Genomic DNA, 13319 nt, shown 5'->3' with positions numbered 1-13319 from the left:
GCCTACGAGGTCCTGGTTTCGGTGCGCTCCAGCAGCTCCTTGGCCAGGTTGCGGTACTGCTCCGCTCCCTGCGAGCGCGGCGCCCACGTGATGATCGGCTCACCGGCGACCGAGGTCTCCGGGAACCGGACGGTCCGCGTAATCACGGTGTCAAAAACGCGGTCACCGAAGACCTCCACGACGCGATCCATCACCTCGCGGGCGTGCGTCGTGCGCCGGTCAAACATGGTAACCAGGATGCCCACGATGTCCAGGTCGAAGTTGATGCGGTCGCGCACCTTCTCCACCGTGTCCGTCAGCAGGGCCAGTCCGCGCAGCGAGAAGTACTCGCATTCCATCGGGATGATGACCCCCTGCGAGCAGGCCAAGGCGTTGACCGTGAGCAGGCCAAGGGACGGGCCGCAGTCGATGATGATGATGTCGTACTCGTTGCGCACCGGGCGCAGCGCTCGCGCGAGCGTGTGCTCGCGCCCCACCTCGTTGACCAGCTGGATTTCTGCGGCCGAGAGGTCGATGTTTGCCGGCACGAGATCGAGCCCGCTGACGTTGGAATGGCGAATGGCGCCGTGGATGCTCGTGGTGTTGTCAAAGAGCAGGTCGTAGACCGTGACCTGCTCCTCGTCATGCGACACCCCGAGCCCCGCGGACAGGGCGCCCTGCGGGTCCAGGTCCACCAGCAGCACCTTGCGCCCCTGTTCCGCCAGGCACGCACCCAGGTTGATGGTGGAGGTCGTCTTGCCCACGCCGCCCTTCTGGTTGACCATGGACAGCACTGTTGCCGGGCCGTGCTTGTCCAGCGGAGCCGGGTCCGCAAACTCGCGGAACGGACGCCCCGTGAGGAAGGTCTTCTCCTCGGAAGCGTCGAACAGTGCGTCGTCTGCCATTGTCGGTCCTCTCCGTGCCTTTCCGTCGCCTGGCACCGTCTCTGCGCCAATCGAGCCCGTCACGCCGTAACGCTTGACGCGCCCATCTTACAACACTGTTGTTTCGCCGTTTAGGCCCGCGCGCGCCGCCGTACAAAGAACACAATGATCAACGCAATCGCCGCCAGCAGCGCAACCCCGCCGATAATCAGCGGAACGATCGAGCCGCCACCGTTCGAGTCAGTGTTGGGGCCTTGATCGCTTGCCGACGCCTCCCCATACGGATTCTCCCCGTCCCCGCTCGCCTCTTCCGTGGGCGCATTGGTCGCGGTGATCACGGCGACGAACTCGGCCTTGCCGTCCCGCACCACCTCCATGATGAACGGGTTGTCCGGTGTCTCACCTTCCGGGTACGTCAGGGTCAGGGTGCGCTTCGCCACGTCGACGTCGCGCTTGACCCCCTTGATCACCTGGCCGTTGACGTCCAGGTAGCGCAGCGTTGCGCCCTCGGTATCGGTCTTGGTGTACTTCATCAGGTCCGCAGCGCGCGACAACGGCACCTTCACCACGAGCGTGTTGCCGTCAATCTCACCGTCGAACTCGAACCGCTTGGCGCCCGAAGTGTCCACCTCCTCCGCCTTCGTGCGGTCCGGGTGGGACACGCTGCCGGCCGCGCCGCCGGACTTGCCGCTACCGCCGCTGCTGCTGCTGTGCCCGCTACCGGTGCTGCCCGCTGAATCCCCGGAGTCCCCTGAACCTCCAGCATCCCCAGCATCCCCAGCGCTTTCAGCGTCCCCATCCTCGCCGGACCCGCCGGACCCGCCGGCCCCGCGCGCACCGCTGCCGCCTCCGCTGCCAGAAGCATCATCGCCGGCACTGGCTGCGCCGCCTGCCGACGACGCGTCGTCGGCAATCGCTTCCTCGTCATCGCCCACAGCGACCAAGTTGACGGTCGCGTTCATCCCTCCAGAGCTGGCGGGCACGCTCGCGGTGGCGCCAGGGTCGTCGGGTGCGGTGACCGAGACCTGAGTGCCGTTGGAAGTGACGGTCCATCCGCCACCGGAATAATTCGCATCCACGGGCACGCCGAGGTCCACGGTAGTGGTCTCGCCGGCGCGGACAGTGACCTCGGACGGAATCATCGATTGCACCTCCGCAGGGTCGATGCCCTCGGGAAGCTGCGCTGACGCGAGCGGCGCACCAACAGCGCAGAGCGTGGCGACACCACACGCGGCAAAAGTACGGCGAGCTAGATTCACGGGTCGTGGACCTCCTTGAGTATCGTGCAAAACGCTCAATCTACACGGTCATGCTGGCAATCACTGCCACTGCATCCACAGGCAACGATGAGCTCCGCCCCCGGACTCACGCACGCGGATGGGCCTGCCGCCACACCTCGCGCAGATTCTCCGCCGTGACGTGGGTATAAATCTGCGTCGTGGTCACCGACGCGTGTCCCAGCAGCTCCTGCACCGTCCGCACATCCGCCCCTCCCTCGAGGAGGTGTGTGGCAAACGAGTGGCGCAGCGTGTGCGGGGAGATGTCTTTGTGCACGCCCGCCCGCTCGGCGGCCTGCTTGATGGCGGTCCACGCGCTTTGGCGCGACAGGGCTCCGCCGCGGGTGTTCAGGAACAGGGCGTGAGACTTTCCGGTGGCAAACGACGGGCGCACCCGCACAAGGTATGCCTGCAGCGCGTCCTGCGCGTGACTGCCCACCGGCACCAGCCGCTGCTTATTGCCCTTGCCGGTGACGGTGAGAACCCCTGCGCCGTGCTCGAGCTCGGACGCGTCGTCGACGTTGAGTGCAAGCACCTCGGAGACGCGGGCGCCCGTGGCGTAGAGCAGCTCCAGCAACGCGCGATCGCGCACGCCAACCGGGGTGTCGCCCGCGCACGAGTCAAGCAGCGACTCGACCTCCGCGACAGAAAGCGTGTCCGGCAGCTGCTCGCCCTGCTGCGGCGGGGCCACCTCGGCGGCCACGTCGCGCGGCAGGACCCCCTCCGCCACGCCGAACTTGTGCAGCCCCCGAGCAACGACCAGGGCCCGCGCTACCGAGGAGGTGGCCAGCGGCTTCGCTCCGTCGACGCCGCGGCGGAGGTCGGCCACGTACGCCTCGACGTCCAGCGCGCTGACCGCCGCGAGATCGGTGATGCCGGCGCGCTCCAGCCAGGTGAGGTAGCGGTTGACGTCGCGTCGATAATTGCTCTCCGTGTGCGTCGACACGCCGCGCTCGACGATGAGGTGGGTCAACCAGCGCTCGGCGAGGGTGCGAGCCTGCACTAGATGCGCTTCATGTCCGGGGTGATCCCTGCGGCAACGCGGCGCTTTGCCAGCGAGGTCGGGCGCAGCTCGAACGGTGCGTCGGCGCTGCGCGGTGTCGCGCGACCGGCTTGAACCTCGCTTGCTGCGAGCACGCCAGCGATCGCGATGGAGTTGACGATCTCACCGCGAAGCACCGCCTCGCGCGCCTGTTCCAGCGGCATCCAGGTCAACGCCATATCCGCCTCTTCCTCCTCGGCGGGCGGGCGAGGGACCTCGCGGAGCTCGCGGGCGAGGAAGACCCGGACGGCCTCTTCGGCGAAGCCGGGTGAGGTCACCAGGTCCACAAGCACTGACCAGCTGGCGGCTTCGAGCCCGGCTTCCTCGACAAGCTCGCGCTTGGCGCCGGTCAGCTCGTCTTCGCCGGCGACGTCGAGCAGCCCGGCGGGGAGCTCGAGCAGGCGGCGGCGCACGGCGTGCCGGTACTGTTTCACCACGGCCACCTCGTCGCGCTCGTTCAGTGCCACGACGGCGACTGCGCCGAAGTGCTCGACGACTTCGCGGGACGCCTGCGACCCGCCGGGCATCGTGACCGTGTCGCGGCGCATCGCCAAGATGGGTGATTCCTGCAGCAGTTCCGAGTCCACGACCGTGAACTCGTGTGCGTGCGGTGAAGTGTGTTCCATCTGTTCAGCCATAGGTGTAAGCCTAGGACGTCGCCGAGCCTGTCGCACCAAGCGTCGCGCGGATACGGCCCGCCTCCGTCTCCACGGCCTGCACAAAGGTCGCGTGCTGGAGCTCCGGTGCGCGCCACGCGTCAATTTCGCGCACGCCCAACACGGTCGGCTCGGTCTTGCCCAGCGCGTCGGCGAAGTCTGCAAGCAGCTGCTGACCGAATTCGTCCGGGGCGCCCTTGCCTGCGCCCACGCCGCCTTCCTCGTCGGTGTCGTCTCCGGCGGCCCCGGTAACGATCACGATCGCGTCAGCGGGCACAAGGTCGCCGTTGTAGTGCACAAACCCCGCTTGCTTGAGCGCATCAAGGACGAACTGCCGGTCGCCCGCTGGCGCGAGCGGCTCCCCCGTCTCCGCATTAACCAACAGTGCCGCGGACAGCGATTCACCGGCGTGGACGCCTGGCCGTCGATCCTCTACCGACAGCTGCGCCCCGGCGGGCAGGGTGTTTGCGATCAGTGACGACAGCGCGTCCGCCGAGTCCTGATCCGTGAACTTTGACGCCAACTCAAGCTCGCCGGAATCCTTGGCGCCCGCCTTTCCCAGCAGCCAGCGCACCGCCTTCACGTCCTCATCGGAAGCGCCCTCGGTGCGGATCACCGTCACGTGCTTATCTTTCAGCGCGTCCTTCACAATTGCCGCCGACTGCTCGCCGAGCAGCGTATCCGAGTTGTCGGCGTACGCCTCCGCGCGCTGCGCTTCCTTCGAGGTCGCGGAGTTGTCCTGGCCAAGCGGCTGGCCGTCGTTGTGCATCGCGGGCGCGATGAGCAGCGCGCCGGCGGCGACGCCGAGCGCAATGCCCCACCCCAGACCGGTCACCACGAGCCCGCTTGCGCGTCCTCCATCAGACATGTTTAGGCTCCTTTACTTGGTCAGGCGGTCGATCAGGTCCTGGAAGGACAGCGCAATGCTGTTCCAGGTGTTGACCAGGTTGTCGGAGAAGTCCCCCGGCCCATACAGGCCGACGACGAGGACGATGGTCGCGATCGCCACCAGGATCCCCAGGATCGCCCACGCCCAGGCGACCCCGCCACTCGACGGCACCGCGTACAGCTGCTCCACCACCGTGGAATCAACTAGCTTGCGTCCCGCCTTCATGCGGGTGAGCAGCGCCTCGGGCGGCGTCGACTCGGGCGCGGCGAAGATCTGGTCAAGCTCCACGACCTGACCAACGGTCACGATCATCTCCGCGTCGTGGAACACCGCCAACAGGATCGCCAGGTCCGTCGGGGATTCCGTCGCCGCCGGGAAGGTCATCGCCCCCACGCCCAGATCCTGGATGCGCTCCAGCCCCGGAGCAAAACCGTCCGGCTCGGCGGGGAGGATGACGCGCGCGCCGCTGCGCAAGCTTTCCGACGCCACGTCCGTCGGATCACCGACGATGTAGTCAGGTTCGAAGCCGAGCTCCACAAGGACGTCCGACGCCTGGCCAACGCCCACGATCACCGGGGTGAACTCGGACATGAAGTTCTTGATCCCCTTAAGCCGGTCGCGGAGGTCCGGGCAGGGCGACACCACCACGACCTTTCGCTCCGCCATGGACTCGCCGAGGTCCGGGGCGCCGAGGCCGTCGATGAGCAACGGGGCTTCCGCGTGCACGAACTCGATGGTGTTGCCAAAGTAGGCCTCCATCTGCTCGACCAGGTTGCGCTGCGCCTCGGCGAACGTGGCGTCGAGGTCGCTGCGCGTCACAGGCACTGCGGTCCCCGCGGGCTTCTTGCCCACGGCGATGCTGCCGTCCTCGCCGAGGCGGACCTTCTTGCCGTCGCGCAGGGCACCGCCGGCTCCGGTTGCTTCGAGGAGGGTGATGTTGGCGTCGAGAAGCAAATGCGGGCCGTAGTTGGGCATGGCGCCGGTGGAAAAGCGGGACAGGTTGATCACAGCGCTCGGCCGGTGCGCGAGCAGCGCCTCAGCCTGGCGGCGCGTCATGTCCGCCGAATCAACCAGCGCGATGTCGCCCTCGCTCATGCGGGACGGCCCCTTGCCTTTCGGCCTGCAGTCACGCAACGTGCCCGTCAGCGCGGGCTGCGCGGATTCGGAGTTCCGGGAAGCAACAGTCATGCGTCATATTGTGCACGCGTGACCTGCCCGAACCTGGTAGGCGCGCGGGAACGCTACTGGCGCAATTCTTCCACTTCGCGCTGCGCGCGTGCGAACAGCTCCTTCGCGTGGGCTTTGCCGGTATCGGAGTCGTCCAGGCCGGCCATCATGCGGGCCAGCTCGTCGATACGCTCGGCGGCGCTCAGGCTCAGCACGCCCGAGGTGACGGCCTCGTCGCTGACATCCTTCGCCACGTGCAGGTGGGTATCCGCGTAGGCCGCGACCTGCGGCAGGTGGGTGACCACGATGACCTGGTTGCGCGCGGCGAGCCGGGCAAGGCGGCGGCCAATCTCCACCGCTGCGCGCCCGCCGACGCCGGCGTCGACCTCGTCGAACACCATCGTCGCTCCCCCGCTAGTACCGGATAGCACCACCTCGAGGGCGAGCATGACGCGCGAGAGCTCACCGCCGGACGCGCTCGTCGCCAGCGGCTTCGGCTCGAGCGCGCTGTTCGGGGCGAGCCGAATCTCCGCCGTATCGGCGCCGCGTGGGCCGAAATCGGTGCTGGCAATGGATACGGTCAGCTGCGCCTTCGGCATCGCCAGTCCGTGGAGTTCTTCGGTCACGGCCTTACCCAGCGCCGTAGCGGCCTTGGCGCGCGCTTTCGACAACGCGGCCGCGCGGTTGCGCATCTGGCTTTCCCTCTCCGCGACCTGCTTCCTCAGCTGCTCGATGGCCTCATCGGAGGTGTCGATGCGTTCCAGCCGCTTCGCGGCCTTCGCGCGCCAGGCCAGGACACCAGCAATATCTGGGGCGTATTTCCTGGTCAACCCCTTGAGCTGCTGCTGGCGCTGGAGGAGCCGCTCAAGCTCGTCCGGGTCGCTCGGGAGCTCCGCGACGTAACTGCCAAGTTCCGCTGAGACGTCGCCAAGCATGCTCGCCACCTCGTGCAACCTGGCGCCGAGCTCCTGCAGCGCCTTGTCACTCGCGCCGTCCAGCGCGGTCGCCGCGCGGCCGACCAGTGTGGAGGCAGCGTCCTCGTCGTCGCCGTACCCGCCAGCCGCCTCGGCGCCGTCGATGGCCACGAGCGCGGTGTGCGACGCCTCGCGCAGCGCGTCGACGTCCTGGAGGCGGTTAATGGTGTCGACGAGGTCTGTGTCCTCTCCGTCCTGCGGGGCGACCTCGTCGATCTCCGAGATGGCGAACTGCAACCGGTCCAGCTCCTGGGCGAGTTCCTGTCGCCGCTCCGTGCGCTCGCGGAGTTCGCCCGCCGCCTTGCGCCACGCCGTGTAGGCGGTGCGGTAGGTCTCCAGCTTGCCGGCGATTTTCGGGTCGAACCGGTCGACCGCCGCGAGCTGCTGATCTGGCGACATGAGGCGCAGCTGGTCGTTTTGCCCGTGGATGGTGAGCAGCTCGTTGGAAAGCTCGCCCAGCGTTGCCGCCGGTACCGTCCGCCCGCCGAGGTGCGCCTTCGACCGCCCGGTCGCCTTCACTGAGCGGGACACGACGTACTCGTCGTTCTCGTCGGCGGCTGCGCCCGCCCCTTCCGCTATCTCCGCGATGCGCACGCGGACGTCCTCCGGAAGCCCGTCGGTGCTGAACGCGCCCTCGACCACGGCCTCCTTGGCGCCGGTGCGCACGCGGGACGCGTCCGCGCGGCCTCCGGTGAGGAGCCGCAGACCGGTGATCACCATGGTCTTACCGGCGCCGGTCTCACCGGTGAGCACCGTGAGCCCCGGAGCCAGTTCCGCAGAGGCGTGCGAGATCACGCCCAGGTTGCTAATGGCAATCTCTGCCAGCATGGCTTCTCCCTTTCCTCACATCCGTCCCGTGCAGCCGCGGCTACGAGTAGCGCGGGCCGCGCCAGCCAGACACCGGCAGCTGGAACTTGTTGACCAGCCGGTCGGTGAACGGGCGGTCGTCGATACGCACCCACCGTACCGGGCGCGCGCCGCGGATCACTTCCACGCGCGAGCCCGGGGGCATTGCAATCGAGCGGAAGCCGTCCATGACTACCACGGCGTCGCTCGTCGTCGGTTCGGATTCGACGGCAACCGTGGACCGCGGCGAGACCACCAGTGGCTTAGCAAACAGCGCGTGCGCGTTGTTCGGCACGACGAGGATGGCGTCCAGCGCAGGCCACATGACAGGACCGCCCGCGGAGAAGGCGTAAGCGGTCGAGCCGGTCGGGGTGGAGATGAGCACACCGTCGCAGCCAAACGAGGACACGGGGCGGAAGTCGATCTCCAACGTGGCGTCGAGCACCTGCGTTCGGTTCGCGTTTTCGATGCTGCACTCGTTGAGCGCCCAGCTGCGCCCCAGCTCGTTGTCGTCTGCGTCGCGCACCATGACGTCGATAGTCATGCGCTCTTCGACGCGGTAGGTCTTGTCAATGACGTGCTGGATCACCGCCTCGAGGCTCTCCGACTCGCCCTCTGCGAGGAATCCGACGTGGCCCAGGTTGATGCCCAGCACCGGGATGTCCTGCGCGTGCGCAAAGCTCGCGGCGCGGAGGAAGGTGCCGTCGCCGCCGAGGACGAGGACAAGCTCACAGCCTTTCGCGGCGTCTGGCCCGGGCTGGACATGGTCCAGGTCGCGCAGCACCGCGTCCTCATCGACGGGGCTGTCCTCCCGCAACGTGAGCAGCCGAACCCCGATGCCGGCGGCGGTGAGCAGGCGCGCCGCGACCGCAGCGGAAGAAATGTTTTCAGGCCGGTAGTAGTGCGGGACGAGCAGGATTGTCCGGTGCGCGGTCTCAGTCACGTGTGTGTCGGTCCTTCCTCAACTGCTGTGTCCACCATGGCCCGCAGCGCCGCAGCATCCAGTGCTCCGGCGCCGCCGTCTTTGACCAGCCATAGGAAGTATTCTACGTTGCCGCTCGGGCCGGGAAGACCAGAAGCGGTGACGCCTTTCACGCTGAGCCCCAGCGACTGCGCGTACGCGGCCACGTCCGCGGTCACCTCGGCGCGCAGCTCGTTCGAGCGCACGACACCGCCGTGGCCGAGCCGGTCCTTGCCCACCTCGAACTGCGGTTTCACCATGGGAAGCAGGTCCGCCCCCGGCGCCAGGCAGTCCGCGATCGCGGGCAGCACCAGCTTGAGAGAGATGAAGGAAAGATCGCCCACCATGAGGTCGGCGGGTTGCCCGATCTGCTCGAGCGTCAGGTTGCGGATGTTCGTCCGGTCCAGCACCCGCACGCGCGGATCATTCTGCAGCCGCCAGATCAACTGCCCGTACCCCACGTCCACGGCGATGACTTCCCGCGCCCCGCGCTTGAGCAGCACGTCGGTGAAGCCGCCGGTCGACGCGCCCGCGTCGAGCGCCACTTTGCCCGCCACGTCGAGCCCCTGCGGTCCGAACGCCTCCAGCGCGGACAGGAGCTTGTGCGCGCCTCGCGACGCCCACTCGTCCTCCTCCGCCACATCCACCTTGATGGAAACGTCGGGTTCCACCACGGTGGCGGGCTTCGTCGCGGGGAAGCCGCCGACGATGACTTTGCCTTCCTTGATCCACGTCTGCGCCTGCTCGCGCGAGCGCGCGATTTTGCGGCGGACGAGTTCGGCGTCGAGTCGCCTCCGTCCAGGTGCCACGTCTGAGTCTCCTTCTACTGGTTGCGTAGGGCGTCGCTTAAGACGTCGTGGGCGCGGGTGAGCTGCGACGCTTCGTCGACAAGCGATTGCACGGGCTCGGCGAGAATCTCCTGCACGCGCTGCGTGACTTCGGCGGGGCTGTGCTGCGTCGTGCGCGGGTCGTGTGGCTTCGGCGCGGGCACGCTACCACCACTTCGCCAGCGCGGCCTCGGCCTCCGTGGACACCGCCCGCACATTCCTCGGCCCGGTGGGCTGCGCCCAGGCGACCTCGAGGGCGGTACGCAGCGCCTGAACGCTTGTCGAGGCCTCCTCGCCCCCATCCACGACCAGCTCGTCGCCCTCCATCCGCGCCTGGAAGCCGCCCTGCGCACCGGGCCGCAGCGTAGCAGGCTCCGCCGCCAGCGCGCGCATATCTTCGCCGATGTACGTCGGGCGCTGCTGCGGCGGGGCCTGGAGCAGCGCGAGCGGCCCGGAGACGCCGGTGAGCACGTGGAGCGTGGGCATCCCCGCCGCGACGCCGCCAGCCAGGTCGGTGTCCAGGCGGTCGCCGATGCCCAGCGGCGACTTGGCCCCGAAGCGCTCGGCCGCCTGGTGGAACATCGCGGGCTCAGGCTTGCCCGCCGACCGTGGCGTCACGCCGGTGGCTGAGGTGACCGCAGCGATCATCGATCCGTTGCCTACCATCAGGCCCCGCTCCATCGGCAGCGTGGTGTCCATGTTGGACGCGAGGTAGACGGCGCCGGTGCGGATGGCCAGCGCGGCTTCGGACAGCTCCGCCCACCCGGTGTCCGGGTTGTGCCCGTGGAGCACAGCCTTCGGAGCGGCGTCCGCGGAATCCGTGACCTGGTACCCCGCGTCACGGACGAGATCCTTGAACGGCTGCGCGCCGAGCACGAGCACCGGATCCCCCGGTTCGAGCACGTCCTCCGCCAGCCCGAGCGCGGCCTGGGCCGAGGTGAGGACGTCGGCCTCGGCGGCGTTGAGCCCAATGTCTTGCAGCATCGCTGCGACCCTGCTCGCCGCACGGGAGGCGTTGTTCGTGATGTAGATTGCCTTGCACCCGGAGGCGTTGATCGCCTCGACGGCGTGCGGGATCGCCCGGCCGCCCTCCCAGACCGTGCCGTCCAGATCCAGCAGAAGCGCGTCGTGCTGCGCTTGTAGCGTCGTGTTTCCGTCCATGTCTCGTCGCGCTCGTTCTAGCTCAGCTCGCGGACACGCTCGTCCGCATCCGTGATGCCGTCTTCGTCTGCCTTGGCCACAGCGGCGAACCACTCCTTGGCCTCGTTCTTCCGCTGCACGGAGAGCAGCGCATCTGCGTACGCGTAGGCCAGACGCAGCTCGGAGAAGGTTTCAGGATGCAGCGTCGGGTCAAGGCGAGACAGCGTGGCCAGCGCGGAGTCGTGCTGCCCAAGATCGTGGCGCGCACCTGCGAGCACGATGGCCAGCTCGACGCGGTCTTCCGGCTCCAGCTGCCGAGCCTCCGGCGTCCGTCCCAGCTCGAGTGCCTTTCCGGGGCGGCCAAGACCGCGCTCCGCGTCTGCCATGACCGCCAACAGGCCGGGGCCGCCGCTCATACGGCGTGCCGCCCGCAGCTCGGAAAGCGCTTCCTTCCATTCGCCGGCGTGGTAGGCCACGATTCCGTTGGTCTCGCGCACCACGCCCACGCGGCCTGCGCGGTTCTTCGCGGCACGCGCGTGGCGCAGCGCGAGCTTGGGGTCGTCCTCCAGCATCTCGATCGCCATCACCATGTGCTGCGCTACGCGGTTAGCGTTGTCCTTGGACAGCACGCGCAGGTCCTGCAGCACGGAACGATCAAGCTCATTGATGTCGATGCCATCCGGCAGATCCGGCTCGGAAATCTTCTGCGCCATCCGGTCCTCGCGGAACCCCTGCCGTGACGGGTTCGACCGATCATGCCGGACCTTTTTCTCAAACCTGTCGCCGCGGCCACCGCGACGCTTGTCATCGCGGCCACGCTTCGGCTTGCCACCATACGGCTTGCCGCCACGGCCGTTCTGGCCACCACGCTTATACGACCGGTTATCGTTTTCCGACATCAATGCCCTTTCTTTCGCGTTCAACTCATTATAGGGTCTGTTGCTCTCGGACACCGCCAGGGGCGAAGTGCTTATCGACGCCACCGCCACACCAAAGGCCGCGAACCCTCACGAGCTCGCGGCCTCCTACTGAGCCCCTACTCCAGGCGAGGCGAACCTCACTACGGCAGCATCGCCGCAATCTCAGCGGGCAGCATCGGCTTCAGCGAAGGAAGCGCAGCTGCAACGCCGCCCAGCACCAACAGGATCACGCCGGCCGAGACGACTCCGATCCCCGCCCCGTTGAGCTTGCCGTCCTCATCGCTCAGCGCGTTCTTTCCCTCGGCATCTCCGGGCTTACCGCCGTCCTGAGAGCTAGAACCGCCATCGGCGCCCGGAGTCCCCGGCTTTGGCTTCGGCTTGGGTTTCGGCTTTTGCGGCGCATTGGAGCTACCGCTGCCCGCGCACTTTTGAAAAGCTGGAAGGAAGGTCTTCTCGTAGGCCTCAACCCCAACCTTGAACAACTTCTCGCGCTCTGCCGCGGCGGCGGGATCGGTCTTCTTCAGCTCCGCAATAGCTTTTCGCTCCTGCGCTTGCGCTGCCTTTGTCTCCTTGATGGCCTTCTTCGCCTCCTGCGGCGTGGTTGTGTCCGAGCTTGGCATCATGTATCGCTCTTGCTCCTCAGCAGTGAAGGTGAAGTGACAGGTACCGCCGCTCACCTTGACGGATACCGCATTGGCCGAAGGCGCGACGACTCCGGTGGTGATCATGCAGCCAGCAACAACGCTGGCCGCGAAACGCTTGTTCAACATGGTTTAAAACTCCAATGTGTAGGGGATGAGTGCTGGTTTCCGACAATCGCATTGTTAACTGACTGTCAATTGTCAATTTACTAAGGGCGCCAAACGTGTGCGAGACAAATCAGGTCTGAATCGATTCAGTGCGTTGCCACACAACCAATGTTGTGGGAGAGCACCAGTGGACGTAGCGCGCAATCCATGCTCGTGAAATTCGGCTGGTTGCCCACTCCGCGGATACCTCAGCCCTACTTTCAGCTGGGGATGGTGCCGCGTCGGGGCTCTGAGCTTCTCCTCGTGCGGGTGCGGCGGCGAGGTGTTTGTCCGGCGAGGTGTGGTTTCGGGTTTTGGGCGGGGTTGTGTGTGTTTGACGAGAAGGGGATGACGAGTTCCCGGGACTCGTCTCGCATCTTCGTCAAGGGGTTCTCGTCAACGAGCACCCCACCGCCTACACACGCAGGCGCTGGGAGGGTGCGCCAGCACGCGCCTGGATCGCCGTAACAGCAGCAACACCACGCCATCGCGCGGCGAGGCGGGTGTGTGGTGTCAGCGCCGTCCGGCTTGGCACATGCGTCGGGGTCCCCCCACGCAAAACGCCGGTGAATGATCTAGTTGATTGCAATCCTGGTGCAGGTGCAGATGACGCTAGCCCCATGTGGGTCTGCGGCAACAGCAACGGCCAGCCGAGCCCCGCCGGAACCTGCGCCTCAAGCCCACCATGGATGCCATACACCCCCGGGCCGCGAACCCCTGACCCCCCGGGGGTACCGCCGCCGGGAGCATCATCGGACACAGCAAACACCCCGTTGCCGGGATCATACTCTGATCCCAACAACGGGGTGATAACCCATATTAAATTATTCATGTTTTAGGGTCGGCGGTAACCTACTCTCCCACACCCTCCCGAGTGCAGTACCATCAGCGCGGGCGGGCTTAGCTTCCGGGTTCGGAATGGGACCGGGCGTTTCCCCGCCGCCATCAACCACCGACACACCCTCGGGG

General features: G+C 67.1%; 13 protein-coding genes and 1 rRNA gene. All 14 read right to left on the bottom strand.

Annotation, left to right across the window (positions count from 1 at the left end):
• Positions 1-2: 2 nt before the first annotated feature.
• The 14 genes from FPH17_RS00070 to rrf all read right to left on the bottom strand — a co-directional run bounded on the left by FPH17_RS00070 (position 3) and on the right by rrf (position 13307).
• Positions 3-884: a ParA family protein gene (locus FPH17_RS00070; protein ID WP_095276720.1), complete on the bottom strand. Its 882-nt coding sequence runs from the start codon at positions 882-884 to the stop codon at positions 3-5.
• Positions 885-994: 110 nt separating this feature from the next.
• Positions 995-2122, bottom strand: coding sequence for a hypothetical protein (locus FPH17_RS00065; protein ID WP_154878230.1), 1128 nt, complete (start codon positions 2120-2122; stop codon positions 995-997).
• A 106-nt stretch (positions 2123-2228) separates the two neighbouring features.
• The gene (gene xerD / locus FPH17_RS00060) at positions 2229-3143 is read right to left on the bottom strand and encodes a site-specific tyrosine recombinase XerD (RefSeq protein ID WP_095276724.1); all 915 of its coding nucleotides are present in this window, start codon (positions 3141-3143) and stop codon (positions 2229-2231) included.
• Positions 3143-3820: an NUDIX domain-containing protein gene (locus tag FPH17_RS00055; protein ID WP_269150537.1), complete on the bottom strand. Its 678-nt coding sequence runs from the start codon at positions 3818-3820 to the stop codon at positions 3143-3145. Before FPH17_RS00055 ends, xerD begins: the two co-directional genes overlap by 1 nt.
• Positions 3821-3830: 10 nt before the next feature.
• Complete coding sequence (locus FPH17_RS00050) at positions 3831-4706, bottom strand: copper transporter (protein ID WP_154878229.1); 876 nt, start codon at positions 4704-4706, stop codon at positions 3831-3833.
• 12 nt (positions 4707-4718) lie between these two features.
• Positions 4719-5915 (bottom strand): putative cytokinetic ring protein SteA, encoded by a 1197-nt coding sequence (gene steA, locus FPH17_RS00045; RefSeq protein WP_154878228.1) that lies wholly within the window; start codon positions 5913-5915, stop codon positions 4719-4721.
• A 53-nt stretch (positions 5916-5968) separates the two neighbouring features.
• The gene (recN, locus tag FPH17_RS00040) at positions 5969-7696 is read right to left on the bottom strand and encodes a DNA repair protein RecN (protein WP_154878227.1); all 1728 of its coding nucleotides are present in this window, start codon (positions 7694-7696) and stop codon (positions 5969-5971) included.
• Positions 7697-7736: 40 nt separating this feature from the next.
• Positions 7737-8657: an NAD kinase gene (locus FPH17_RS00035; protein ID WP_095547083.1), complete on the bottom strand. Its 921-nt coding sequence runs from the start codon at positions 8655-8657 to the stop codon at positions 7737-7739.
• The gene (locus tag FPH17_RS00030) at positions 8654-9484 is read right to left on the bottom strand and encodes a TlyA family RNA methyltransferase (protein ID WP_095276739.1); all 831 of its coding nucleotides are present in this window, start codon (positions 9482-9484) and stop codon (positions 8654-8656) included. Before FPH17_RS00030 ends, FPH17_RS00035 begins: the two co-directional genes overlap by 4 nt.
• 14 nt (positions 9485-9498) lie before the next feature.
• Positions 9499-9666 (bottom strand): hypothetical protein, encoded by a 168-nt coding sequence (locus FPH17_RS00025; RefSeq protein ID WP_233125703.1) that lies wholly within the window; start codon positions 9664-9666, stop codon positions 9499-9501.
• Between the two features lies 1 nt (position 9667).
• Positions 9668-10663, bottom strand: a complete 996-nt coding sequence (locus FPH17_RS00020; RefSeq protein ID WP_154878225.1) for an HAD-IIA family hydrolase — start codon at positions 10661-10663, stop codon at positions 9668-9670.
• 17 nt (positions 10664-10680) lie between these two features.
• A complete protein-coding gene (locus FPH17_RS00015; RefSeq protein ID WP_238397078.1) occupies positions 10681-11541 on the bottom strand; it encodes a tetratricopeptide repeat protein in 861 nt (286 codons plus the stop codon).
• A 161-nt stretch (positions 11542-11702) separates the two neighbouring features.
• Positions 11703-12332, bottom strand: coding sequence for a hypothetical protein (locus FPH17_RS00010; RefSeq protein WP_154878224.1), 630 nt, complete (start codon positions 12330-12332; stop codon positions 11703-11705).
• Between the two features lie 857 nt (positions 12333-13189).
• A 5S ribosomal RNA gene (gene rrf, locus FPH17_RS00005) occupies positions 13190-13307 on the bottom strand.
• Positions 13308-13319: the final 12 nt, after the last annotated feature.

The sequence above is a fragment of the Corynebacterium gottingense genome, from assembly GCF_007559235.1.
GTDB lineage: Bacteria > Actinomycetota > Actinomycetes > Mycobacteriales > Mycobacteriaceae > Corynebacterium > Corynebacterium gottingense.
This window is presented reverse-complemented; position numbering and strand designations above follow the sequence as displayed.

Bases quoted from the DNA above. Each gene is read 5' to 3' on its own strand.
- FPH17_RS00055 (WP_269150537.1), bottom strand. From the start codon at position 3,820: ATGGCTGAACAGATGGAACACACTTCACCGCACGCACACGAGTTCACG.
- FPH17_RS00020 (WP_154878225.1), bottom strand. From the start codon at position 10,663: ATGGACGGAAACACGACGCTACAAGCGCAGCACGACGCGCTTCTGCTG.
- recN (WP_154878227.1), bottom strand. From the start codon at position 7,696: ATGCTGGCAGAGATTGCCATTAGCAACCTGGGCGTGATCTCGCACGCC.
- FPH17_RS00070 (WP_095276720.1), bottom strand. From the start codon at position 884: ATGGCAGACGACGCACTGTTCGACGCTTCCGAGGAGAAGACCTTCCTC.
- FPH17_RS00010 (WP_154878224.1), bottom strand. From the start codon at position 12,332: ATGTTGAACAAGCGTTTCGCGGCCAGCGTTGTTGCTGGCTGCATGATC.
- FPH17_RS00050 (WP_154878229.1), bottom strand. From the start codon at position 4,706: ATGTCTGATGGAGGACGCGCAAGCGGGCTCGTGGTGACCGGTCTGGGG.
- FPH17_RS00015 (WP_238397078.1), bottom strand. From the start codon at position 11,541: ATGTCGGAAAACGATAACCGGTCGTATAAGCGTGGTGGCCAGAACGGC.
- steA (WP_154878228.1), bottom strand. From the start codon at position 5,915: ATGACTGTTGCTTCCCGGAACTCCGAATCCGCGCAGCCCGCGCTGACG.